Source organism: Streptomyces marinisediminis (assembly GCF_026262575.1).
In the GTDB taxonomy this organism is placed as follows: domain Bacteria; phylum Actinomycetota; class Actinomycetes; order Streptomycetales; family Streptomycetaceae; genus Streptomyces; species Streptomyces marinisediminis.
In genome coordinates this window covers 313,437-337,211 of sequence record NZ_JAPKFL010000001.1, presented here as the reverse complement: position 1 = coordinate 337,211, position 23,775 = coordinate 313,437, and the positions used below count along the sequence as shown (strand labels likewise).

The following is a 23,775-nucleotide window of genomic DNA, read 5'->3' as shown; positions in this document are numbered from 1 at the left end:
CCCAAACCCCGTGCGCTCCGCGCTACCCCGCGAGCCGGACCGGGTTCACCACGTCCGCGACGAGCACGAGCAGCGTGAAGCAGATGAACACCCCGGCCACCACGTAGGCGACGGGCATGAGCGTGGCCACGTCGAACGGGCCGGGGTCCGGACGCCGCAGCAGCTTGGCGGAGAACCGCCGCACCGACTCCCACAGCGCCCCGGCGACGTGCCCGCCGTCCAGCGGCAGCAGCGGCAGCATGTTGAACAGGAACAGCGACAGGTTGAACGCGGCCACCAGCAGGAGCATGATCGCCACGCGCTGGGTGGCCGGGATCTCCAGGGCGAAGATGTCCCCGCTGACCCGGGCGGCGCCGACCACGCCCACCGGCGAGTCCTGGGCGCGTTCGCCGCCGTTGAACGCGGCCTCCCACAGTCCCGGGATCTTGGACGGCACGGCGAGGAGCGCCTCGAAGCCGTCGGCCATCATCTCGCCCATGCGGTCCACGGCCTGCGGGAAGTCGTGCTGGACCACGCCCGTCGCGGGGGCGAAGCCCAGGAAGCTGGCGGTGACGTACTCGCCGACGACGTAGTTGCCCTGGTCGTCGATCCTGGTGACCTTGTTCTGGATCGGCTCGGCCGACAGGGTGAGGCGCTCGCCGTCGCGCAGGACGGTGAGCGTCACGGTGCCCTCGGCGTCGCGGATGCGCTGCTGGAGGTCGTCCCACCGGTCGATCTCGGCGCCGTTGAAGCCGACGATCTGGTCTCCGGCCCGCAGTCCGGCGGCGTTGGCCGGGGTGGGGGGCGCGTCCCGCGGGCAGGTGTCGGTGGACGCGTCGGCGGCCACGACGCACTCCGAGACGGTGCTGACCGTCGTCGTCGTGGTGTTCATGCCGAACGTCATCAGCACGCCGAGGAAGATCGCCACGGCCAGGATCAGGTTCATGAACGGCCCGGCGAACATCACGATCACGCGCTTCCACGGCTTGCGCGTGTAGAACAGCCGCTTCTCGTCGCCCGGGCGCAGCTCCTCGTAGGCCGCGGCGCGGGCGTCCTCGATCATGCCGCGGAACGGCGAGGTGGAGCGCTGGCGCAGTTTGCCGTCGTCACCGGGCGGGAACATGCCGATCATGCGGATGTAGCCGCCGAGCGGGATCGCCTTGATGCCGTACTCGGTCTCGCCCCTGCGCCGGGAGAAGAGCGTCGGGCCGAAGCCGACCATGTACTGCGGCACGCGGATGCCGAACATCTTCGCCGTGCTCAGGTGGCCCAGCTCGTGCCAGGCGATCGAGAACAGCAGGCCGAAGACGAAGACGACTATCCCCAGGATGGTCATGAGTGCCGTCATGCGCGGGCCTCCGCTGTCGTGGTCCGGTGCTGTGCCGCCAGCTCGCGGGCGCGTGCGCGCGCCCACGTCTCCGCGTCGAGGACGGCGTCCAGCGTCAGGTCCGCCTCGGACGGACGGCCGTGCTCCTCGACCACAGCCGCCACCGTATCCATGATGGCGGGGAACGGCAGCCTGCCGGAGAGGAAGGCCTCCACGCTCTCCTCGTTGGCGGCGTTGTAGACGGCCGGGGCGGTGCCGCCCAGCGCGCCGACGTGCGCGGCCAGCTCCACCGCCGGGAAGGCCCGCGCGTCCAGTGGGTGGAAGTCCCAGCTCATGGCCCGCGTCCAGTCGAAGACGGGGCCGGCGTCCGGCACCCGCCGGGGCCAGCCGAGCGCGAGGGCGATCGGCAGCCGCATGTCCGGGGGGCCGCACTGGGCGAGGGTGGAGCCGTCGGTGAACTCCACCATCGAGTGGATCGCCGACTGCGGGTGGACGACCACCTGGATGCGCTCGAACGGGACGTCGTAGAGCAGGTGGGCCTCGATGACCTCGAGCCCCTTGTTGACGAGCGTCGCCGAGTTGACCGTGATCACCGGGCCCATCGCCCAGGTGGGGTGGGCGAGCGCCTCCTTCGGGGTGACGTGCGCCAGCTCCGCGCGCGTGCGCCCGCGGAACGGACCACCCGAAGCGGTGACGAGCAGCTTGCGCACCTCGCGCCGCGCGCCCCCCATCAGCGCCTGGAACAGCGCCGAGTGCTCGGAGTCGACGGGGATGATCTGACCCGGCCTGGCCACCGCCTTCACCAGCGGGCCGCCCACGATCAGCGACTCCTTGTTGGCCAGCGCCAGCAGGCGCCCGGCCTCCAGCGCGGCGAGGGTGGGACGCAGGCCGATGGAACCGGTGATGCCGTTGAGCACGGTGTGGCACGGCGAGCCGGCCAGCTCCGTGGCGGCGTCCGGCCCGGCCAGCACCTCGGGGATCGGCTCCCCCGGGCCGTACTCCGCGCGCAGCGCCTGCCGCAGCTCCGGGGCCTTGTCCGCCTGGGCGATGGCCACGGTGCGGACCTGCAGGCGGTGCGCCTGACCCGCGAGCAGCCCGATCCGGCCCCCGTGCGCGGACAGCCCCGTCACCCGCAGGCGCTCCGGGTTGGCCAGCACCACGTCGATGGCCTGCGTTCCGATCGACCCCGTCGACCCGAGGATCACCACGTCCCGTGGCCCCTCGTCCGTACCGTGCTCCACGGGGTAGCTGACATGCGGGTCAGCGAGCATCTCCGTCATGCCCCCATTGTGTCCGCTGGACGAGACGCGGTGGACGCCGCCTCCGCCTCGCCCCCGCACCCGGCTCCGCCCACCGCCACGGGACGCGCGCCCCGGGTGCCGGCCACCGCCCCGGCGCGGGTGCCGCCGTCCCCCCGGCGGTGGGCCCACGTCTCCTCGCCTTCGCGTGGCCCGGGGGGGGAGGAGAGGCCGCCAGCCGAGAGACGCCGCTCACGCCGCTGGACAGGCGCGGCCCCGAAAGGGTGTAAGGCGCGCGGTGTGCCCTCGACGCGTGAGGTGCCGCCGCGCTGAGCCCCGCCACGCGCACGCAGCGGTCAGCGGGCTTTCGGCCGGAGGGGAAGGAGGGCCTCCGGCGCCGGCCGGCGAGCCGAGCACCGACGCGGCGACCACGCGGTGCCGCTCCAGCCGCAGCGCCGGGGACGGCGACCGGGTGCACGCGGCGCCCCGGGCGTCACGAGGCGACGGCGCCGGGCTCCACGGCGTGGGGGCGGAGCCGTACTGCGCCGCGCGGGACGCTGCCGGGCGGGCCCGCGTCACGGCCTGCGCGGGGACCGGCTGGCGGCAGGGACCAGGGCGCCCGCGGTCACCCGAGTGGACCAGGCGCCGGTTTTCCGGGCGGAGGCCCGGGTACCCCCGGCTTCCGTCCGCCCGCACCCGGGGCGGCGGGACAGGAGAAGACTATGGCGCAGCCCAACCCCATCGATCTGCAGAAGGCCCTCAAGGGCGTGGAGTACCCGTCCTCGCGGGACGAGCTGGTGAAGAAGGCCAAGGACAACGGCGCCGACAAGGGCCTCGTCGACCAGATCTCCCAGCTCAAGGAGAACTCCTTCGACGGCCCCGACAAGGTGCAGAAGGCCGTCTTCGACCAGTAGCCCGCACCCCGCGACCCAGCGCGAGCGCCCGGCACCCCGCCGCGGCGCTCGCCGCGCGTCCGGCGGCGGACCCCGGGCCCCTCCAGGGCTCCCACCTGGCCGGAAACCGCCGCTCCACGCCGTCGGCGCCGAGACCACGTCCCCACCTGCTGGTAACTTCACGCTCGCACAGCGTGGCGAGCCAAGGGGAGGGGCGCGGGACACGTGTCGTTCGACGACGAGTGGGCGCGGGCGAGCGCCGCCGCGGCGGAGAAGAACCAGACCGCCATGCGGCTGAACACGCTGGACCCCGGCGGAGGCACCCACGGCGGGCCGCACGACCTGGTCGTCCGCCAGGATGACCTCGGGGCCGTCGGCAACGCCGCCTTCGCACTCTTCCAGCGGTTCGACAGGGACGGCGACGTCGCCTCGGAGTCCACCGCGAAGGCCGGCCGCACGCTGGACTCGCACGGCTTCGACCTCGGCCGCGGCCTCACCATGACGGCGGGTGTATGGAACAGCCAGCGCACGGCGCTCCTGCAGGCCTGCGCGCACATCTCCAACCACCTGGACTACACCAAGCAGCGCCACGCCGAGGACGAGGCCGAGATCGAGGCGGTCATGCGCAGGCGCGACGGCTCCGCGTCCCCGATCGCCTGGCTCGACCGCGAGTTCCGGTGAGGCGACCGTGGCCAAAGTGACGTACACGGACCTGCGCGAAGTCCCCCTGACCACCCTGAGCCACGCGGTGGACGACTGGAAGGACATGGTCGACCGCCTCGGCACGCTGGACGACGCCGCACGGGACGACATGCTCGCCAAGTCGGAACGCGCGGAGTGGGCCGGAGTCAACGCCACCGTCACCCGCGAGTTCGTGCGGAAGACGGCGAAGGAGTTCGGCGACGCGCTCGCCGAGGCCCGCAGCGTCTACAACGTGCTCAACGAGACGTACACGGATCTCTCCGGCCTTCAGTCCGACCTCAGGACCGTCGCGCGGGAGGCCGGATCGAGCAGCGTGCGCATCACCGACAACGGCGATGGCACGGTGACCTGCAGCGCCGCACTGACCGGCCCTTACACGGACGAGGCCCTCAAGGCGTGCGAGGCTGACGCCAAGGGGTTCCAGAAACGCATCAACGACGTGCTCAGCCGCGCCGAGGAGATCGACACCACCGCCGCCCAGGCCCTGCGCCGGAGCTACGGCGGCGCGGACATGTACAACTTCGGCCACACCGAGTACGACTCCCTCGACCACGCCGAGGCCGAACGAGCACTGGAACTGGCCGCGCTCGGCCCGAAGATGACCGACCGGCAGCTCGCTGAGTTCAACCGCCTCGTGAAGTACAACGGCACCGAACCCGACGGCGAGTTCGCCACCCGCTTCTACAAGGGGCTCGGCGGCCCGAAGGAGTCGCTGGAGTTCTACGCGCGGATGGTGCGCGACGATCCGCACGAGGCGAGCGAGACCCGCACCAAGGCCCTCGCCGAGATGCAGCGCAACCTGGGCCACACCCTGGCCAACGCCACGGAGCCGGACGCCCCGCCCGGCCTGGACGGCCCCAAGCACCACCTGCCCGAAAGCTGGAGCGAGGAGTTCCGCAGGCTGGGCACGCAGCAGATCGAGCTGAGCACGACCTACGCCCACGAGAACCCCTACGGCTACCAGGTCCTCGGCGGCCTCCTCCGCTACGGCGACTACGACCCGGGCTTCCTGAACCCGATCGCCGAGCACGTCGTCCAGCTCCACGACACGAACCCCTCGCTCTTCGCCCGGAACGCCCCGCTCACGGACGACCCCCTGGGCTTCAACCCCTCCGGCGACCTCGGCAGCGGCTTCGTCCCCCTGACCAGCGTCCTGGAGGCCCTCGGCAACAGCCCGGAGGCCGCGGAACGCTTCTTCACCGACCCCCCGACCGCCTACCGCGAAGACGGCACCCCCGCCCCGAAGGGCACCCTGGGGTTCGACAACTACTTCGATCTCATGGCGAACAAGGACTTCCACTGGCCGGCCGACCAGGCATCCGAAGCCCTGTTCAACGACAGCCTCGACCACGGCCCCGACGCCTTCGGCCACGCCCTCGAAGCCGCCACCACCGGCCGCCCCCACGACGCTGACCTCACCGCGGGAGCGCCTTGGCACTCCGCCGACGCCGCACAGCTCACCCAAAGGATCGTCGAGATGTTCGGCAGTCAGCCCGCACTTATCGACGACGGAGCCCCTTTGGCCGCACTCCGCGACAGTTTCGGCGAGATGACCTCTGACTACATGCCCGACTTCCAGCGTGTCATGTACATGGGCCAGACGGGCGATACATCGACCTATCCACCCTTTGGCAGCGCAGCATCGTTCGATCCGTCCAAGGCTCAGAACTTTTTGTCCGTCGTCGGCAAGGAGCCTGACGCCTACGGAGCCATCACCAACGCGCAACAAGCTTATACCGGGGTCTTGGTGGATCAGGCACTCAACGGACCTTCGAAGTCTACGCTGGACATGAATGACCGAGTAACCAACGCGGTCACCTCGGGCTCCGTTATCGCGGGCATCATGAGCGAGGCACGAGCCAATTCAGCCTACGAGTCACACGAGGAATTCGTAAAAGCAACCCAGGAAAAAGCGAAATGGACAGAACGCATCATCGGAGGAGCTGCGGGACTCATTCCCGTAGCCGGAGAGCCGATTGGCTGGATCGTCGAAGAAGTGACGAACAGCGTTGTCGAGAAGGCAGAAAAAGACAGTCTTAACGAAGCCAAAGAAAAGGGCGACGCGGATTACAACAGCGGTCGCCATGGGACCATTTCAGCAGCAGAACTTGCTGTCGATCGCGCCGCCCGGAGCAATGCAAACATCAATGAGGACACTCTGCGCGATCTCAAAACCAGCGCCCGAGTTGCGGCGGGAGACAGCTTCAACACTGGAGCCGCTTGGAACGAGGGTGGACAGTGAAGTGCTCCATGGCCAAAGTGCTGGCATCGGTGTCCTTGTTGATCCTCGTCACCGCCGCGTGTTCCGCCCAGCGCGAGTACGCGCTTCCCGATGACTTGTGTGGGATTCCAGTGCCGACGGAGCTCATGAAACCGTTCCTGCCAGCCGGTGACACGCTAGAACAGCAGGAAACGGAAAGTTTCGGGGGCGGCATGCTGTACGGCTGCAGTCTCATCGTCGACAGGTCAGCGACCCTCACCGTGCGAGGCCAGTGGCGAGATACTGGCTTCACCGTGCAGGACGCCGCAGCGGAGAAACTCGTCCACAGGCCCGACCGGCCACGAGGAAGCAGCCACGCCGTGTGGAACACGGGGGCTGCCGCAGTGCTCTCCTGTCGAAACCAAGAGAAAGAGGCTCACTCGTATTCTGTCATTCTCGCCACCCCGCATCCCGATAAGGAAGAGACCGAGCAACACAAGGACGCACTCCTGCGGTTCATCGACGTATACAGTGAGGCCCTGGTCGACAGTTTGCCTTGCGCCGAGAAGTGACGCTCATCACCACAGCGGCAGGCCAGGTAGATGACGAAAGGCCCTGCCCTACCTCTTTCTCTGAGTGGCAGCCCCCTGTGCGCGGCGAAGAATCGCGACACGGCATGCGAATACTTCCTGCCATGAGATCTCTGCGGAGCCCCTGTGGAAACTGAGCTACTCAAGTCACCCGTAGCCGGCGCCCAGCCGAATTCCTGGAGGACACACTGAGAGCAATGCTCCGCTCAGTTCTTGGATTGTCAGCCATTTCGATAGTCGTTCTCGGCTGTAGCGAACAGAGGCAGTACGAGATTCCACGCAGTTTGTGCGGAAGCACTGTAGAGCACAGGCTTGTCACACCGTTCTTGCCTCCCGGAGAAGAATTAGCCCAAGAAGAAAGAACGAGCAACCGGAAAGGGTTGCGAGGGTGCGGACTGCGCGTCGACAACGTCACCGTTTTGTACGCAGATGTCAAGCCGCACGAGAAGAACGTGACGCCCACCGAAGTCGCGAAGCGGCTGCTCGCCTTCAACGTAGAAGAGCTGCCCGGGAAGAACGCGGCTATGTGGGACACGGGCGCAGCCACTGTTTTCTCTTGCATGGACGAGAACAACCAGAAAAAGCAGTACTCACTCGTCATCGAAGCGTCCCACCCGCAAGATGAAGACGCGCGGAAGAAGGCATTGAGCGATTTTCTACCGCACTACCTGAAGGCGGTACGCGAGGCCACGTGCACGCACGCGCGACCTTGAATCGTGCGCCAGGGTTGCGCCGGGAGATCGCGTCGGGATCACGAGCGAGGCACGCGCAAACTCGGAGTGCGCGTAGCACGAAAAGCACATGGAACCCGCGCAAGATAACGGCAAGTGTGTGGAGCGCCTCGCGCGACTTCACGATAAGCGCGCAGGGCGCGGCCGGGGACAGCTTCAATACAGGGGCGTCTTGGGAAGAGGGCGGACAGTGAAGCTTCGGCGTTCGGCTCTTTCCGTAGTCGGCGCGGCAGCTCTTCTTGCTGTCAGCGCCTGCGGAGGACAGCGTGACTACGCACTTCCGGAGGACCTTTGCGGGGTGCCGGTGAAGGGCGCCCTCATCGATCCCTTCCTGCCGCCGGGTGAAACACTGAGGCAAGTGGAATCCGATGGCTACGGAGATGGGTTGCACTACGGTTGCACGCTTTTCGTCGACGACGTGGGACCCCTGCTCGTCCGAGGGCAGTGGAGAGAAGAGGGATTCACCGTTGAGGACGCGGCGGAGGAGAGACTCGTACACAGCCCGGACATGGTCGCCGATGGGCGGTACGCCGTGTGGAGAAGCGGGGCCGCAGTTGTTGTCCCATGCCGCAACGAGCAGAGGGGGGCCGCGCTGTACTCGATCGCTCTCCGCACCTCCGGGCCCGAAGAGGGAGAAGTCGAGGAGTACAAAGGTGCCATGGTTGAGCTTCTTGGCGCGTACAGCGAGGCGTTCGTCGCAACCCTGCCGTGCGAAGGGAAGTGAGCTTCACTGGCCCGGACGGGCTCCCGGGTGAGAAAGGCGTGGCGGCGAAGGCCGGAAACACCGTTCGTGCCGCTCTCAGGAAGGCGGAACGCAAAATACCTGCGTGGCGAACTGACCGGTACTCACGTTGCTTCGCCAGGCTCCTGTCCCGAGGCTCCTGTCCCGCCGCTCACACCCGAACCCATACCTCTCACCAGAAGAACGCGTCTCGTTGCGGCGAATGCTGGTCTGGCGGTTTCTTCGGCTGCGGAGCAATGAGACCTTCTTCGCTCGCCTGCACTGGCGCTGGCGCTCCTGAGCACCGCCCGCGGAAAGCAACAGGAATACGAGACGCCCCGGAGCATCTGCGACCTGCCCGTTCAGCCGGAAACTATCGGACCGTTCCTCCGCTCCAGAGGACACACTGGTGGAAGAAAAGCGGACCGGCAACGTAGCTGGGCTTGAGCGGTGTGGGTTGCACGTAGGCAACGTGACCGTCCTCCGAGCTGACGTTCAGCCCGTCGAACACCCCTTGTCCCCCGCCGCCGTAGCTGAAAAGCCCCTTGTTTTCGACGTGGAGGAACTGCCCGGTGAGGACGTTGCCCCTGTGGGACAGCGGCGCCTCTGCTGCGGCCGCAGGAGGGTGGTGGGTGCGGTGCTGCCCTGGTTCGGTGACCAGGGCAGCACCGGGCGGGGGTCAGGGGATGGGGCGGTGGAGGTTGTCGTGGGGGGTGGGGGGCGGGGTGGTGGAGGCGATCCAGGGGCCGTCGGTGGAGGGGTCGGTGATGCCGGCTTCGAGCCAGGTGTAGGCGCCGTCGAGGACGCCGCGGACGACCTTGTGGTCGAGGTCGTCGGTGTTCTTCCACAGGCGGGTGAAGAGTTCCTCGACGCGCAGCCGGGACTGGTGGCAGAAGGCGTCGGCGAGCTGGTGGGCCTCGCGGCCGTGGTCGTTGTCCTGGGAGAGCTTCTCGGCGCGGACGCAGGCGGCGCTCATCGCGAAGAGTTCGGCGCCGATGTCGACGATCCGGCCGAGGAAGCCCTGTTTGGACTCCATCTTCCCCTGCCAGCGCGACATGGCGTAGAAGGTGGCGCGGGCGAGCCGGCGGGAGTGCCGCTCGACGTAGCGCAGGTGTTCGGCGAGCGGGCCGAAGTCGCTGTAGGCGTGCGGGAGTTGGCCGGGCCCGGCCAGGAGGCGGGGGAGCCAGCGGGCGTAGAAGCCGCCGGCGCGGGCGCCGGCCCTGGCCTTGTCGGCGAGCGCCTTCTCCGGGTCGATGAGGTCTCCGGCGGCCTTGAGGTGGGCGTCGACCGCCTCGCGGGCGATGAGCAGGTGCATGATCTCCGTGGAGCCCTCGAAGATGCGGTTGATGCGCAGGTCCCGCAGCATCTGTTCGGCGGGGACGCCGCGTTCGCCGCGGGCGGCGAGGGAGTCGGCCGTCTCGTAGCCGCGTCCGCCGCGGATCTGCACGAGTTCGTCGGCCATGAGCCAGGCCATCTCGGAGCCGTAGAGCTTGGCGAGCGCGGCCTCGATGCGGATGTCGTTGCGTTCCTCGTCGGCCATCTGGGAGGAGAGGTCGAGGACGGCCTCGAGGGCGAAGGTGGTGGCGGCGATGAAGGACATCTTGGCGCCGACGGCCTCGTGCCGGGCCACCGGTTTGCCCCACTGCACGCGCTCGGCCGACCACTCGCGGGCGATCTTCAGGCACCACTTGCCGGCGCCGACGCACAGTGCGGGCAGGGACAGGCGGCCGGTGTTGAGCGTGGTGAGCGCGATCTTCAGGCCGGCGCCCTCTCCGCCGACGAGGTTGGCGGCCGGGACGCGCACCTGGTGGAAGCGGGTGACGCCGTTCTCGATGCCGCGCAGGCCCATGAACCGGTTGCGGTTCTCCACGGTGATGCCCGGGGAGTCGGCCTCGACGACGAACGCGCTGATGCCGCCGGGGTGGCCGTCGGACTCCGGTACCCGGGCCATGACGACGAGCAGGTCGGCGATGACCCCGTTGGTGGTCCACAGCTTGACGCCGTCGAGCAGGTAGTCGTCGCCGTCGGGCGTCGCGGTGGTGGCCAGCCGCGCGGGGTCGGAGCCGACGTCGGGCTCGGTGAGCAGGAAGGCGGAGATGTCGGTGGTGGCGCAGCGCGGGAGGAAGCGGTCGCGCTGCTCCTGGGTGCCGAAGGCCTTCAGCGGCTGCGGGACGCCGATCGACTGGTGCGCCGAGAGCAGGGCGCCGATGGCGGGGCTGGCCGAACCGGCCAGGGCGAGCGCCTTGTTGTAGTAGAGCTGGCTCAGGCCCAGACCGCCGTACCGGGTGTCGATCTTCATGCCGAGTGCGCCGAGTTCGCGCAGTCCGGCCACGACCTCGTCGGGGATGCGGGCCTCGCGTTCGATGAGGCCGCCGTCCACCCGCGTCTCGCAGAAGTCGCGCAGGGCGGCGAGGAACTCTTCGCCGCGGCGGACGCTGTCGGCGTCGGGCCGCGGGTGGGGGTGGACGAGGTCGAGGCGGAAGCGGCCGAGGAAGAGCTCCTTGGCGAAGCTCGGCTTGCGCCAGTCCTGTTCGCGCGCGGCCTCGGCCACGTCGCGCGCCTCGCGTTCGGAGACGTCGCGGGGGCTGGAGCTGGAGGGTGCGGCGGACATCGGCTCACCTCGTCGGGTCGCAGGGTTCCCGGTCGCCTACCGGCCGGTGCTACTGAGGCGTATGTACCCGATTCGGTGTGTTCATGCGGGAGGCGCCGCAGGTTGTGGTCCGAACGGCGGGCGCGGGGCGACCGCGGCCCGCGCGGCCCGTGCGCCCACCCGGCGTCGCCCGGTGTCCCGTGCCCGCCGCGTCCCACCCGCCGCCCGCCCACCCGCCGCGCGGGCGGGTGGCGGGCGGGCGCCGGTGGGGCGGTGCCGGTTACAGGTCGAGGCCGGTGAGGACGAGGACGCGCTCGTAGGTGTAGTCCTCCATGGCGAACCGCACGCCCTCACGGCCGACGCCGGACTGCTTGGCACCGCCGTAGGGCATCTGGTCCGCGCGGTAGGAGGGCACGTCGCCGACGATGACGCCGCCGACCTCCAGCGCGCGGTGGGCGCGGAAGGCGGCCTGCACGTCGTGCGTGAACACGCCCGCCTGGAGGCCGTACTTGGAGTTGTTGGCCGCCGCGAAGGCGGCCTCCTCGCCCTCGACCCGGGTGAAGCTCATGACGGGCCCGAAGACCTCCTCGCAGCCGAGCTGGGTGTCGGCCGGGACGTTCTCCAGCACGGTCGGCGCGAAGGTGGCGCCGTCGCGCTTGCCACCGGTGAGCAGGCGGGCCCCGGCGTCGACGGCCTCGTTCACCCAGGACTCCACGCGCTGTGCGGCGGCCTCGTTCACCAGCGGGCCGACGTCCGTGGCCGCGTCGGAGGGGTCGCCCACGCCCAGCGCCTCGACGGCCGCGACGACCTTGGGCACCAGCCGGTCGTACACGGCGGCGTCGGCGATGACGCGCTGCACGGAGATGCAGGACTGCCCGCCCTGGTAGTTGGAGAAGGTGGCGATGCGCTGCGCGGCCCAGTCCAGGTCCGCCTCGGAGCCGTAGTCGCCCAGCACGACGGCCGCGCCGTTGCCGCCGAGCTCCAGGGTGACGCGCTTGCGCGGCACGGAGTCGAGGATGGCGAAGCCGACCGGCTCGCTGCCGGTGAAGGAGATGACGGGCAGCCGCTCGTCCTGGACGAGAGCGGGCATCTTCTCGTTGGCGACCGGCAGCACCGACCAGGAGCCGGCGGGCAGCTCGGTCTCGGCCAGCAGCTCGCCGAGGAGGAGCGCGGACAGCGGGGTGGCGGGGGCGGGCTTGAGGATGATCGGCGTGCCGACGGCGATCGCGGGGGCCACCTTGTGGGCGCACAGGTTCAGCGGGAAGTTGAACGGCGCGATGCCGAGGACGGGGCCGTGCGGGAAGCGGCGGGTGAGCGCCAGGCGGCCGACGCCGCCCGCGTCGGAGTCCAGGCGCTGGACCTCGCCGCCGTTGAAGCGGCGGGCCTCGTCGGCGGCCCACCGGAAGACGGACACGCACCGGCCGACCTCGCCGCGGGCCCATTTGACGGGCTTGCCGTTCTCGGCGGAGATGAGCTGGGCGATCTCCTCGGCCCGCTCGCCCAGGCGGCGCACCACGTGGTCGAGCGCGGCGGCGCGGACGTGGGCGGGGGTGGCGGAGAACTCGGCCGTGGCGGCGGCGGCCGCGGCGACCGCCTCCTCGACCTGCGCGTCGGTGGGCACGCCGGCCCGGCCGACGGTCCGGCCGTCCCAGGGGGAGGTGACCTCAAGGGTGTCGTCACCGGTCGCCTCGCGGCCGGCGAGCCAGAACGGGTGCGTGGAAGTCGCTGTGGTCACTGCGAGTACCGGCCTTCCGGATCGTCATGGAACGGGTCGATGAACGGGTGGGTGGACGAAAGCCACGGTAGGGGCAGCGCGACGCGGGGTGTCTTGTCCGGCGCGGCGTAGTGGGCGCGCGTGTCGCTCCGCTTCGTCAGGGATCCGCGTTGGTCATTGACCTAGGCATGTCAGCGCGTCAGGATGGCGCCGCACAGCGCTACCCCCACCGTCTCGTTCTGGACACCCCAGGAGATTCGATGCGCCTGACCAAAGCCGGCAGGTGGACCACCTCCACCGCCGCACTCATCGCCCTCGCCCTGGCCGTACCGCTCGGTGCGCAGGCGACCGCCTCCACCGCGGGCGGCGCGGACAGCGCCACCCCGCGCACGGCGGCCGCCTCGCCCGCGGACCGGCAGACCCAACGGCAGTACGAGATCAGCGGCGTCAGCACGCCCGCCGAACGGACCGCGGTGACGCGGCTGGGCACGGCGATCGACGAGGTCCGCGCGGACTCCGTCGTCGTCACCGCCAGCACCGCGGAGGCCGCGCGGCTCAAGCAGCACGGCTACCGGATCACCCCGCTGACCGCCGCCGCCGAGGAGACCGTGCACGCGCAGGGCCCCTCGGACTACCACAGCTACGCCCAGACCATGGCGGCCGTGGACCGGTTCGTGCGGCAGTACCCGCAGCTGATGACCAAGAAGGTCATCGGGAAGTCCTACCAGGGCCGGGACATCGTCGCCGTCAAGGTGAGCGACAACGCCGCCAGGGACGAGGACGAGCCCGAGGTCCTGTTCACCCACAACATCCACGCCCGCGAACACCTGACGGCCGAGATGGCCCTGTACGCCCTGGAGGAGTTCGGCAGCCGCTACGGCAGCGACCGGGAGGTCACCTCGCTGCTCGACAGCCGGGAGCTGTGGATCGTGCCGGTGCTCAACCCGGACGGCAAGGTCTACGACATGGAGTCCGGCCAGTTCCGGATGTGGCGCAAGAACCGCCAGCCGGCGGGCTGGGGCTACGTCGGCACCGACCTGAACCGGAACTTCCCCTACCAGTGGGGCTGCTGCGGCGGCTCCTCCGGCTCGCCGTACTCGGAGACCTACCGGGGCAGCAGCCCGGGTTCGGCCCCGGAGACCAAGGTCATCACCGACTTCGTGCGCAGCCGGGTCGTCGGCGGTGAGCAGCAGATCACCGCGCACATCGACTGGCACACCTACAGCGAGCTGGTGCTGTGGCCCTACGGCTACACCTACAGCGACACCGCGCCCGGCCTGGACCGGGACGACGCGGCCGCCTTCCGCGCCGTGGGCACCGCGATGGCGCGCAGCAACGGGTACACCCCGCAGCAGTCCAGCGACCTGTACATCACCGACGGTGGCTTCAACGACTGGATGTGGGCCGACCAGGGCATCTTCTCGTACACCTTCGAGATGTACCCGCGCTCCAGCAGCGGGGGCGGCTTCTACCCGCCGGGCAGCGTCATCGACCGGGAGACCTCCCGCAACCGCGAGGCGATGCTGATCCTGCTGGAGAACGCGGACTGCATGTACCGCTCGATCGGCAAGGAGCAGCAGTACTGCACGCAGTGACGCCCGGCGACGGCTCGGGCGGACGGCCGCCGGGCCGGTGACGGAGCGCGCGGGGGCGGACCCACCGGGTCCGCCCCCGTCGGCCCGTCCGGGGCCGGGAGCGCGCGGACCCGGCGTGCCGGACGCACCCGGCGCGCCGGACCCCGGCAGGTCGCAGCCCGACCCGTCCACCGCCCCGCCGCGTCCACCACCAGGCCGCGTCCACCGCCAGGCCGCGCCGGACGCCCGGCGCCCGTCCCCCCGTCCGGCCCCGGGCCGCGCCCGGCGCCGCAGCCCGCCGCGCGCCCCGGGGGCGTCCGGGCGTCCCCCGGGTCGCGCGCCGCGGCGTCCGCGGGGTCAGCGGCGGTCCGCCGGGGGCGCGGGGGCGGTCTTCAGGGCGAGCCAGAGCTCCATGCGCACGTCCGGATCGTCCAGGGAGCGGCCGAGTATCTCCTCCACGCGCCGCATCCGGTAGCGCAGGGTGTGCCGGTGCACGCCCAGGTCGGCCGCCGCGGCGTCCCACTGGCCGTGCCGGGACAGCCAGGCGCGCAGCGAGGCCACCAGGTCGCCCCGGCCGCTGGCGTCGTGCTCGCGCAGGGGCCGCAGCACGCCGTCGGCGAACGCCCGCACCGCGTCGTCGGCCAGCAGTGGCAGCACCGAACCGGCGGCCATCTCCTCGTGCTCCACCAGCGCGGCGCCGCGCCGCCGGGCCACCGACAGCGCCTGCTCGGCCTGCTTGAAGGCGGTGGCGGTGGCGGAGATGCCGGTCGGGGCGGAGACGCCGACGGCGACCGGCCCCTCCCCCTCACCCCCGGCCGTGCGCACCTGCTCGGCGCAGGCGGCGATCGCGGCGCCGCCGTCCACCGCGAGCACCACCAGCCGGGCGCCGTCGGGCACCGCGAGCACCGACTCGCCGCTGCGCGCGGCGGCGGCCTCCACCGCGTCGGCGAGCGCGGCCAGCGGCTCCGGGGCGGCGCCGGAGCCTTCACCGGCGCGCGGGCCCGACCCGCGCGCGGCGCTCTTCGCGGCGCCGTTGCCGAAGGTCCGCTCGGCGACGGCCAGGCGCAGCGGGACGTCCAGCAGTCCGCCGTAGAGCGTGCCCGCGACGGCGCGGGCGTGCTCGGCCTCACCGGCCATCAGCATGCGCAGCACCGCGCCGCCCAGGCGCTGTTCGGCCTCCTGGAGCGCGCGGGAGCGCTCGGTGGTCAGCGTCAGCAGGGCGATCGCGGAGTTGACGGCGTAGCGCTCGGCGGTGCCGGGCGGCGCGCCCGTGCCGACGGCGAGGACGGCCCGGATGCGGCGGCCGGAGCCGATGGACTGGAGCTCCACCCGGTCGTCGGCGTCCTCGGCGGCCGCGGGGGCGCTGACCACGGCGCTGGCCGGGGCCGGCCGGTCGCGCAGCCGCTCCACGTCGGCGGTGAGCCGCCCGGCGCGGCGCGCCGCCCACGCCGGAGCGGCGGCGACGAGCGCCCCGGAGACGTCGAACAGGGCCGCCCAGCCGCGCACGTGGGCGGCGAGCCGGCCCAGCAGCGCGGTGGGCCCCTCGGCGGCGAGGGCGGCCCGGGTCAGCTCCCGCTGGGCCTCGAACCCGGCGGTCACCGAGCGGTACTGCTCGGCGGCGATGGCCGCGGACACCGCCTTGGTGATCGCGATGAACGGGGTGCGCCGGGGCACTTCCAGGAGCGGGAAGTCGGCGGCGCGGGCCGCGTCGACAAGGGCGTCCGGCACCCGCTCGTAGTTGACCCCGGCGGCGAAGCCGAGGCCGACCACGCCGGCGCGGGTCAGCCGCCGCACGTAGCGGCGCATCGCCGCCGGGTCCTCGGCGTCCAGCTTCATCGCCGTGACGAGCAGCAGTTCCCCGCCGTCGAGGTACGGGACCGGGTCCTCCAGCTCGCTGACCTGCGCCCAGCGGACGGGCACGTCCAGCCGGTCCGACCCGGTCAGGACGGCCAGCTTCAGCGCCGAGTGCTGGACGAGGCTGCGGAGTGTGGGCTGCATGGCGGCGGACCCGTTCTGCGGCCTGCTGCGGCCGTCGACTGCGGAGGACAACATGGCTGGTTTTAGCCGTAGAGTAGCGCGGCCGTCCCCCGCATGCGCCTCACTGTACAGGGCCGGTGTCTCCGAGGCGGGCCAGTACGGGCGGCCCGGCCGCCCCGGTGACGGAGGTGACCGAGAGCACGGCGTGGCCCGGCGGGACCTGGTGGGCCAGGTCGGACGCGGACCACCGCTCGCGGCGCTCCCGGCGCACCGTCACCGACGTGGTGGTGGCCCGCACGCCGGTGAACGCGGAGCGCACCGCGCGCAGTCCGCGGCGCAGGGTGCCGCCGGAGAAGTCGGGGTTGCGGGTGACGGACTCCGCCTCCACCCACTCCTGGCCCCACGCCTGGGCGAAGACCTCGCCGTCCCACGTGGTGACCCCGGCCAGCGACACCTTGCAGCCGACGGTGCCCAACAGCGCCGTGCGCAGCTCACGCGGCACGTCGTCCAGCGTGCGCAGGGCCAGCAGGACGCCGGCGTTGGCCGAGCGCAGCCGCCGCAGCCCGCGCACCGCGTCGGCGGTGACGGTGTGCTCGGCGTCGTCCAGGACCAGGCAGGCGAAGCGCGAGCGGTCCTCGCGCGCGGTGACGGCGGCGGTGAACTGGGCCAGCACCAGGCGGGCGAGGATGCGCGACGCCTCGGCGTGGCCGCGCTCGGGCAGGTCCACGCGCACCCGCAGCGGGTGCTCCAGCGCGCGCAGGGAGAACGGGTGCGGCCCGCTGCCCGGCGGCGCGCTGCCGAAGAAGCCGTCGAAGGCCGGGCGCAGCAGCACGGCGATGCGGTCGGCCAGCAGGGCGCCGACGTCGTCGGGGCGCCCGGCGCCGCGGGTGCGCGCGTCCAGCTCCCGCTGCTGGCCGAACTCCCCGGCGGCGTCCAGCGCTTCGCGCAGCGCGGCGACGGCGACGGGGTTGCCGTCGAGCAGGTCGCGCAGGGCGCGCAGGGCGGGGAAGCGGCCGTGGGCGGCCTGGTAGGGCCCGAGCACCTGGGCGAGCGCGGCCGCCGCCGCCCGCCCGGTGCGCTGGGCGCCCTCGCGGCGGTCGTCGGCGTCCGGGCCGAGCAGGGCCTCGGTGAGCAGGGCGGCGGCCTCGTCGGGGTCGGTGCTGCCGCCGTAGGGGTCGAGGTCGTGGGTGGAGCGCGGGTCGCCGGGGCGCACGACGACGTCGAAGGCGTCGTCGGGGGCGAGCGCGGCGCGGGCGGTGCCGACGGCGACGACGGCGGCCTGGCCGGTCAGTGCCCGCAGGCACAGCGCCTCGACGGCCGGGCGCACGATGCGGCCGGTCTTGCCCGAACCGGGCGGCCCGACGGCCAGCAGGGAGGTGCCCAGCAGCGACGGGTCCAGGGCGAGCGCGCAGCCGCGGAACCGGTAGGGGTTGCGCCGGTCGTCCACGGCCGCCCCGATGCGCACCTGGCCGGTCAGCACGTCGTGCCGCGCCGTGCGCACGGGCAGGTCGCGGGCCCGGGAGGGGTGGGCGAACGCGGCGGCGCCCTGGTCGAGCACGGCGCGGGCGAAGCCGGGCAGCGCGTCGGGCCGGGCGCGTGCCCCGTGCCACGCCCGTTCCACGCGCACGTAGTCCAGGTCGGTGGCGCGCCCGGAGTGCACGTCGGCGGTGAGCCGGTCGGCGGCGTCGGCGAGGCCGGCCGCGCGCAGTTCCGGCCACTCCTCCAGGCGGGCCCGCGGATCGCGCTCGGGCATCGGCGTCCAGGGCCGCCCGGCCTCCGGCGTGCCCTGGGCACGGCGCCGCAGCAGCGCGCGCCAGCCGCCGACCCGGGCGGCGAGAACCAGCAGGGCGAGGGTGAACAGCGCGTAGTAGACGTTGTAGGCGACGACGTACGGCGTGATCTCCACCGGCTCCCGCCAGCCGGTCGGCGTCAGCCACTTCAGGGGGGCCAGCCAGAACGTCCAGCCGCCGGCGCTGAAGCACAGCGCCCACACCACGGCGGCCCCCAGCAGCGCGGTGAGGGCGCGGCGGTGGCGGCGCGGCGGGACGAGCAGGCGCCGGGCGCGCGCGGCCCGGCGGCGCCAGCGCTCGGGCGCGTACCGGTGCCCCACCCGCGCCCAGCGGCCGGACCGCGCGGCGAGCCAGACCATCGGGGCGAGCAGCAGGACGTCCACCGCGTAGGAGAGCAGCAGGGTCAGGAACGCCGAACCGCCGCCGTCGTACCAGGAGCTGGGCAGGGCCGCGTAGACCCAGCCGACGAACGGCAGGTACTCGTTCAGCGTGAGCGAGGCCGCCAGCAGCAGGCAGACCAGCGCCAGCAGCGCGCCCCCCAGGAGCTGGCGCTCGGGCAGCTCCTCGGGTTCGTCGGCCGGACGCGGCTGGTGGCCGTAGCGCCAGACGCCGGGCTCCGCCTCGGGGCGCGGGGTGCGCAACCAGGCGACCAGGGGCGCGGTGGCGCGCGGTGCCTGCCGGGGCAGCGGCGGCGCCGCGGGAGGCGGCGGTACGACGGGCACCTCCGCGCTCCCCCGCCACCCCGCGCCCGACCCGCCACCGGGTGGCGCGGCCCCGGGCGGGGTGCTCCCGGGCGGTGCGGCCCCGGGCGGGGTGCTCCCGGGCGGTGCGGCCCCGTGCCGCCCGTCCCCCGGCGCGCCGCCGCCGTACGGACCGCCCGCGGGCGCGCCGCCGCCCCGCGCGCCGCCGGGGTACGCGCCGCCCGCGGGCGCGCTGCCGCCGTGCACACCGCCGCCCGGAGCGCCGCCGCCGAAGCGGGCGTCACCGCGTGGTGGGCCCGGGTTCCGGGCGGCTCCGTGCCGTCCGCCGCCGACGCCGCCCGCGCTGCCGTCCGCGCTCATCTGCCGCTCCGCCCCCTGCTCGCCCGGGTGTCGTGCCGTCAACACTGCGTTCGCGGCCCCAATCTAGACCCTCGCGCCGTGCGCCCGTGCGGTCTCGCGTCCCCCGCGGACGCACGGGCCGGGCACTCCGGCGGGCCCCGGCCGGGACCTGTCCGCCGTGGCCAACACGCCCTGCCGACTTTTACGCAGCGGTGCATGTCCCGCCCGTGTCGCTGGCCCTAGCCTGCGAGGAGCGGACCACACCTTCTCCCCCCTTTCTTCCGATTTCCCTCCCCATCCACACCAAGGAGAGCGCGATGACCTCTACCACCCCGCAGTCCGCCCAGACCGGGGGCCCGGCGCTCCCGCAGGAGCGCCGCGTCGTGACCGCGATCCCGGGCCCGAAGTCGCAGGAGCTGCACGCGCGCAAGCAGGCGGCGGTGGCGGACGGCGTCGGCAACGTGCTACCGGTCTACGTACGGCGGGCCGGTGGCGGCGTCATCGAGGACGTCGACGGCAACTCCCTGATCGACTTCGGCTCCGGCATCGCCGTGACGTCCGTCGGCAACAGCGCGGAGGCCGTCGTGCGCCGGGCCACCGAGCAGCTCGCCGACTACACGCACACCTGCTTCATGGTGACGCCGTACGAGCCGTACGTGGCCGTCGCCGAGGCCCTGGCCGAGCTCACCCCGGGCGACCACGCCAAGAAGTCCGCGCTGTTCAACTCCGGCGCCGAGGCGGTGGAGAACGCGGTCAAGATCGCCCGCGCGTACACCAAGCGGCAGGCCGTCGTCGTCTTCGACCACGGCTACCACGGCCGCACCAACCTCACGATGGCGCTCACGTCGAAGAACATGCCGTACAAGCACGGCTTCGGCCCGTTCGCGCCCGAGGTGTACCGGGTGCCGGTCGCCTACCCCTACCGCTGGCCGACCGGCCCGGACAACTGCGCGGAGGAGGCCGCGGCCCAGGCGATCGACCAGATCGGCAAGCAGGTCGGCGCGGAGAACGTGGCTGCCGTCGTCATCGAGCCGGTGCTCGGCGAGGGCGGCTTCATCGAGCCCGCCAAGGGCTTCCTGCCGCGCATCGCGGAGTTCGCCAGGGACAACGGCATCGTCTTCGTCGCCGACGAGATCCAGTCGGGCTTCTGCCGCACCGGCCAGTGGTTCGCGTGCGAGGACGAGGGCGTCGTCCCCGACCTCATCACCACCGCCAAGGGCATCGCGGGCGGCCTGCCGCTCGCGGCCGTCACCGGGCGCGCGGAGATCATGGACGCGGCGCACTCCGGCGGTCTGGGCGGCACCTACGGCGGCAACCCGGTGGCCTGCGCCGCCGCGCTGGGTGCCATCGAGACGATGCGGGAGCTGGACCTGAACGCGCGGGCCCGGCGCATCGAGGAGGTCATGAAGCCCCGGCTGGCCAAGATGGCCGAGAACCACCCGGCCGTCGGCGACGTCCGCGGCCGCGGGGCGATGATCGCCATCGAGCTGGTCAGGCCCGGCACCAAGGAGCCGGACACCGAGCTGACCGGCAAGCTCGCCGCCGCCTGCCACCAGGCCGGCCTGCTCATCCTGACCACCGGCACCTACGGCAACGTCGTGCGCTTCCTGCCGCCCCTGGTCATCGGCGAGGACCTGCTCACCGAGGGCCTGGACGTCCTGGAGAACGCCCTCGCCGAGCTGGCCTGACCGGCCGCGGACCGGCACCGGGGACGCCGGACCGCGCCGGACCGCCCGCGGCCCCCGGGGCGGCCCGGTGAAGGAGATGTGGGAGGGCGATGGCCGTTCGGTCATCGCCCTCCCGCCGTCCGTGGCCGTGCCGTACGGTCGGCGGTGGATGGACGCACCACCCGGCCCGCACGGGACTGCGGGCACCACCGGCTCCACGGCCGCCGCCGCGGGGCCCGGCCGCACGCACCCGTGTGCGGCGCTCCGATCGGACCGCCGTGCGCCCCAGGCCCCCCGGGGCGCGCGGTGACCGGTCCTCAGCACGGCCGTCCGGGAATACTCCCCCCTGTTCCCGGACGGCCGTCCCCCTTCCGGCTCCTGCTCGCCGCCGCCCTCCTGGCGGTGTTCTCCGTACTGACGTGGCAGGTCGTGACCGACGGTCGGCTGCGGGACGCCGACGAGCGGCTGGCCGCCGCCCTCCGGCAGCCGGACCCGGCCGCGCCGGGGGCGGACGGCGGGCTCGCGGAGTTCGCCGCCGACCTCGGGCACTGGTACGTGGCCGTACCGGCGCTGCTGCCGGTCCTCGGCCACGCCTGGTGGCGGAGCCGGCGCCCCGGGCCGCTCCTGGCGGTCGTGGGCGCGATGACCGCCGTCCCCCTGCTGGTGGCACCGCTGAAGGCGCTGGTGGACCGGGTGGGACCGCTGGGCGGCCAGGGGTACTACCCCTCCGGGCACACCGCGACGGCCGTGGTCGCCTACGGCGCGGTCGCGCTCCTGCTGCTGCCGCACCTGCGCGGACGCGCGGCGCGGTCCGCACTGGTAATCCCGGTCTGCGCCGTGGTGGCCGGGGTCGGCGCGGGGTTGGTGCGGCGCGGCTACCACTGGCCGCTGGACGTCGCCGCGAGCTGGTGCCTGGGCGGCCTGCTGCTGCTCGCCGTCGCGGCGGTGACGCGGCGGACGAGCGGATTCCGTGTCCCGCGGCGCGGGCGGGGGTCCGCGCCGGACGGTGTCGCCCACCCGGTTCCCCGCTCCCCCACCGCCTGCCGGACGGCGGCGCGACCGGCCCGCCGCGCGGGCTCGACGGGGCCCGGGCGGCGCGGCTGACGGCCCCCGCGGGGAGCCGGGGGCCCACACGGGCGGGGTGGCGCGGCGCGGTGGCGCGCCGTGCCGTGCCGTGCCGGCGGGGGCCGTACCGTGGTTGCGGAAAGTAGTCGGGGAAATTCTCCCCGGCCGGCAAACCGGACACCCTGCGATTACCGCATGACGGAAGCGACGGCGTCACGCCGTCGCTTCATCCGGTGACCACCCGCCTAAACCTTGCGAAGAACGGAAAGTTCGGGCGTCAGCCACGTGAATGCAAGGCGTCGCACGAGTGAGCGGAGAACGACGGGTGCGGATACAGCACGCTATACCGTCCGGGGCATGGCTCAGCTCGTCAACCGGCGCCCGGCCGGAGGGATGGCAGACGGCGCCGCGTCGCAGGACATCAGGTCCAAGGGGCTCCACAGGAACTCCGTCGGACTCCTCGGCAGCGCCGTCATCGGTCTGTCCACCGTCGCCCCCGTGTACTGCCTCACCAGCACCCTCGGGCCCACCGTGGGCGAGGTGGGGCCGCAGACGCCCGCCGTCTTCCTCGCCGGGTTCCTGCCGATGCTCCTGGTCGCCTTCGCCTACCGGGAGCTCAACCGCGCGGTGCCCGACTGCGGCACCTCCTTCACCTGGACGGTCAAGGCGCTCGGCCCGCGCATCGGCTGGATGACGGGCTGGGGCCTGGTCGTCGCCACGGTGATCGTGCTGTCGAACCTCGCGGGTGTGGCCGCCGAGTTCTTCTACCTGCTGCTCGGCGAGCTCACCGGGAGCGCGGCGGTGGTGCGCTTCGGGGAGTCGACGCCCGGGCACGTCGCGACCGTGCTGGTCTTCATCGCCGCCGCCACCGCCATCAGCTACCGGGGCATGACGGCCACCAAGTGGTTCCAGTACTCGCTGGTGACGCTCCAGATGGCGGTGCTGGCCCTGTTCGTCGTCATGGCCTTCGCCAAGGCGGGCGAGGGCGCCCCGGCCACCGCCCCGGCGCCCGACTTCTCGCTGTCCTGGCTGGACCCGACCGCCGTCGGCTCCTTCAGCGCCTTCACGGCCGGCCTGTCCCTGTCGATCTTCATCTACTGGGGCTGGGACACGAGCCTGACGGTCAACGAGGAGACCACCGGCAGCGCCCGCACCCCGGGCCGGGCCGCGATGATCTCCATCGTGGTGCTGGTCTGCTCCTACGTGCTCACGGCCGTCGCCGCGCTGAAGTTCTCCGGCACCGGCACCGTGGGGCTGGGCCTGGGCAACCCGGCCACCGCCGACAACGTCTTCGCCGCCCTGGCCGACCCCGTGCTCGGCCCGCTCGGCGCGCTGCTCTTCCTCGCCGTCGTCGCCTCCGCCGCCGCCAGCCTCCAGACGACCTTCCTGCCCGCCGCCCGCACGATGCTCGCCATGAGCACCTACCAGGCGTTTCCCGCCTCCTTCGCCGCCGTGCACCCCAGGCACCGGACCCCGGGCCGGGCGACGGTCGCGGCGGGCGCGGCCACCGGCCTGTTCTACGCGGTGATGACGCTCGTCAGCGAGAACGTGCTGATCGACACGATCTACGCGCTGGGCCTGATGATCTGCTTCTACTACGCGCTGACCGCCTTCGCCTGCGTGTGGTACTTCCGGGCCGACCTGCGGCGCGGCGTGCGCGACGCGCTGACCAAGGGCGTGCTGCCGCTGCTGGGCGGCGTGCTGCTGACGGCCGTGTTCGGCAAGACGCTGGTGGACATGTGGGACCCGGCCTACGGCACCGGCAGCTCGATCGCGGGGGTGGGCAGCGTCTTCGTCATCGGCGTCGGCCTGCTCCTGGCGGGCGGGGTGTGCATGCTCCTCATGCAGCGCCGCAGCCCCGCCTTCTTCCGCGGCGAGGTGCTGCACCGCTCGACGCCGCCGCTGGTGGCCGACGACTGACCCGGCCGCCGGAGGCGCGGTACCCGGCCGCAGCACCGGGGTGCCGCGCCCCGGCGC

At 72.5% G+C, this 23,775-nt stretch carries 16 protein-coding genes; 10 read left to right on the top strand and 6 right to left on the bottom strand.

Annotated features, from left to right (window positions below; all coding sequences use genetic code 11):
• Nucleotides 1–22 precede the first annotated feature (22 nt).
• On the bottom strand, nucleotides 23–1,327 hold the full coding sequence (locus OSB71_RS01475) for a M50 family metallopeptidase (protein WP_265943242.1): 1,305 nt from the start codon (nucleotides 1,325–1,327) through the stop codon (nucleotides 23–25).
• A complete protein-coding gene (gene dxr / locus OSB71_RS01470) occupies nucleotides 1,324–2,586 on the bottom strand; it encodes a 1-deoxy-D-xylulose-5-phosphate reductoisomerase (RefSeq protein WP_265943240.1) in 1,263 nt (420 codons plus the stop codon). Before dxr ends, OSB71_RS01475 begins: the two co-directional genes overlap by 4 nt.
• Before the next feature lie 680 nt (nucleotides 2,587–3,266).
• On the opposite strand from dxr, the gene OSB71_RS01465 reads away from it, so the two are divergent.
• The 6 genes from OSB71_RS01465 to OSB71_RS01440 all read left to right on the top strand — a co-directional run bounded on the left by OSB71_RS01465 (nucleotide 3,267) and on the right by OSB71_RS01440 (nucleotide 8,384).
• Nucleotides 3,267–3,458 (top strand): DUF2795 domain-containing protein, encoded by a 192-nt coding sequence (locus tag OSB71_RS01465; RefSeq protein ID WP_265943238.1) that lies wholly within the window; start codon nucleotides 3,267–3,269, stop codon nucleotides 3,456–3,458.
• Between the two features lie 204 nt (nucleotides 3,459–3,662).
• On the top strand, nucleotides 3,663–4,118 hold the full coding sequence (locus tag OSB71_RS01460; protein ID WP_265943236.1) for a hypothetical protein: 456 nt from the start codon (nucleotides 3,663–3,665) through the stop codon (nucleotides 4,116–4,118).
• 16 nt (nucleotides 4,119–4,134) lie between these two features.
• The gene (locus OSB71_RS01455) at nucleotides 4,135–6,381 is read left to right on the top strand and encodes a hypothetical protein (RefSeq protein WP_265943234.1); all 2,247 of its coding nucleotides are present in this window, start codon (nucleotides 4,135–4,137) and stop codon (nucleotides 6,379–6,381) included.
• Nucleotides 6,382–6,389: 8 nt separating this feature from the next.
• Nucleotides 6,390–6,911: a hypothetical protein gene (locus OSB71_RS01450; RefSeq protein ID WP_265943232.1), complete on the top strand. Its 522-nt coding sequence runs from the start codon at nucleotides 6,390–6,392 to the stop codon at nucleotides 6,909–6,911.
• 215 nt (nucleotides 6,912–7,126) lie between these two features.
• Entirely contained in the window at nucleotides 7,127–7,642 is a 516-nt protein-coding gene (locus OSB71_RS01445) for a hypothetical protein (RefSeq protein WP_265943230.1), read from the top strand.
• Between the two features lie 208 nt (nucleotides 7,643–7,850).
• The gene (locus OSB71_RS01440; RefSeq protein WP_265943228.1) at nucleotides 7,851–8,384 is read left to right on the top strand and encodes a hypothetical protein; all 534 of its coding nucleotides are present in this window, start codon (nucleotides 7,851–7,853) and stop codon (nucleotides 8,382–8,384) included.
• A gap of 676 nt (nucleotides 8,385–9,060) precedes the next feature.
• Here OSB71_RS01440 and OSB71_RS01435 read toward each other — a convergent pair.
• Nucleotides 9,061–10,992, bottom strand: a complete 1,932-nt coding sequence (locus OSB71_RS01435) for an acyl-CoA dehydrogenase family protein (protein ID WP_265943226.1) — start codon at nucleotides 10,990–10,992, stop codon at nucleotides 9,061–9,063.
• A 259-nt stretch (nucleotides 10,993–11,251) separates the two neighbouring features.
• On the bottom strand, nucleotides 11,252–12,706 hold the full coding sequence (locus OSB71_RS01430; RefSeq protein WP_265943224.1) for an aldehyde dehydrogenase family protein: 1,455 nt from the start codon (nucleotides 12,704–12,706) through the stop codon (nucleotides 11,252–11,254).
• Nucleotides 12,707–12,945: 239 nt separating this feature from the next.
• On the opposite strand from OSB71_RS01430, the gene OSB71_RS01425 reads away from it, so the two are divergent.
• The gene (locus tag OSB71_RS01425; protein WP_265943222.1) at nucleotides 12,946–14,280 is read left to right on the top strand and encodes a M14 family metallopeptidase; all 1,335 of its coding nucleotides are present in this window, start codon (nucleotides 12,946–12,948) and stop codon (nucleotides 14,278–14,280) included.
• Nucleotides 14,281–14,616: 336 nt separating this feature from the next.
• Here OSB71_RS01425 and OSB71_RS01420 read toward each other — a convergent pair whose 3' ends face one another.
• Nucleotides 14,617–16,257: a PucR family transcriptional regulator gene (locus OSB71_RS01420; RefSeq protein ID WP_265943363.1), complete on the bottom strand. Its 1,641-nt coding sequence runs from the start codon at nucleotides 16,255–16,257 to the stop codon at nucleotides 14,617–14,619.
• 100 nt (nucleotides 16,258–16,357) lie between these two features.
• The gene (locus OSB71_RS01415) at nucleotides 16,358–18,748 is read right to left on the bottom strand and encodes a type IV secretory system conjugative DNA transfer family protein (protein WP_265943220.1); all 2,391 of its coding nucleotides are present in this window, start codon (nucleotides 18,746–18,748) and stop codon (nucleotides 16,358–16,360) included.
• A 635-nt stretch (nucleotides 18,749–19,383) separates the two neighbouring features.
• On the opposite strand from OSB71_RS01415, the gene gabT reads away from it, so the two are divergent.
• The 3 genes from gabT to OSB71_RS01400 all read left to right on the top strand — a co-directional run bounded on the left by gabT (nucleotide 19,384) and on the right by OSB71_RS01400 (nucleotide 23,718).
• The gene (gene gabT / locus OSB71_RS01410; RefSeq protein WP_265943218.1) at nucleotides 19,384–20,754 is read left to right on the top strand and encodes a 4-aminobutyrate--2-oxoglutarate transaminase; all 1,371 of its coding nucleotides are present in this window, start codon (nucleotides 19,384–19,386) and stop codon (nucleotides 20,752–20,754) included.
• A 381-nt stretch (nucleotides 20,755–21,135) separates the two neighbouring features.
• The gene (locus OSB71_RS01405) at nucleotides 21,136–21,837 is read left to right on the top strand and encodes a phosphatase PAP2 family protein (protein WP_265943216.1); all 702 of its coding nucleotides are present in this window, start codon (nucleotides 21,136–21,138) and stop codon (nucleotides 21,835–21,837) included.
• 318 nt (nucleotides 21,838–22,155) lie between these two features.
• Nucleotides 22,156–23,718, top strand: a complete 1,563-nt coding sequence (locus OSB71_RS01400; RefSeq protein ID WP_416237172.1) for an APC family permease — start codon at nucleotides 22,156–22,158, stop codon at nucleotides 23,716–23,718.
• The last annotated feature ends 57 nt before the right edge of the window (nucleotides 23,719–23,775 follow it).

Bases quoted from the DNA above. Each gene is read 5' to 3' on its own strand.
- OSB71_RS01465 (WP_265943238.1), top strand. From the start codon at position 3,267: ATGGCGCAGCCCAACCCCATCGATCTGCAGAAGGCCCTCAAGGGCGTG.
- gabT (WP_265943218.1), top strand. From the start codon at position 19,384: ATGACCTCTACCACCCCGCAGTCCGCCCAGACCGGGGGCCCGGCGCTC.
- OSB71_RS01400 (WP_416237172.1), top strand. From the start codon at position 22,156: ATGGCTCAGCTCGTCAACCGGCGCCCGGCCGGAGGGATGGCAGACGGC.
- OSB71_RS01450 (WP_265943232.1), top strand. From the start codon at position 6,390: ATGGCCAAAGTGCTGGCATCGGTGTCCTTGTTGATCCTCGTCACCGCC.
- OSB71_RS01475 (WP_265943242.1), bottom strand. From the start codon at position 1,327: ATGACGGCACTCATGACCATCCTGGGGATAGTCGTCTTCGTCTTCGGC.
- OSB71_RS01435 (WP_265943226.1), bottom strand. From the start codon at position 10,992: ATGTCCGCCGCACCCTCCAGCTCCAGCCCCCGCGACGTCTCCGAACGC.
- OSB71_RS01425 (WP_265943222.1), top strand. From the start codon at position 12,946: ATGCGCCTGACCAAAGCCGGCAGGTGGACCACCTCCACCGCCGCACTC.
- dxr (WP_265943240.1), bottom strand. From the start codon at position 2,586: ATGACGGAGATGCTCGCTGACCCGCATGTCAGCTACCCCGTGGAGCAC.
- OSB71_RS01420 (WP_265943363.1), bottom strand. From the start codon at position 16,257: ATGCAGCCCACACTCCGCAGCCTCGTCCAGCACTCGGCGCTGAAGCTG.
- OSB71_RS01445 (WP_265943230.1), top strand. From the start codon at position 7,127: ATGCTCCGCTCAGTTCTTGGATTGTCAGCCATTTCGATAGTCGTTCTC.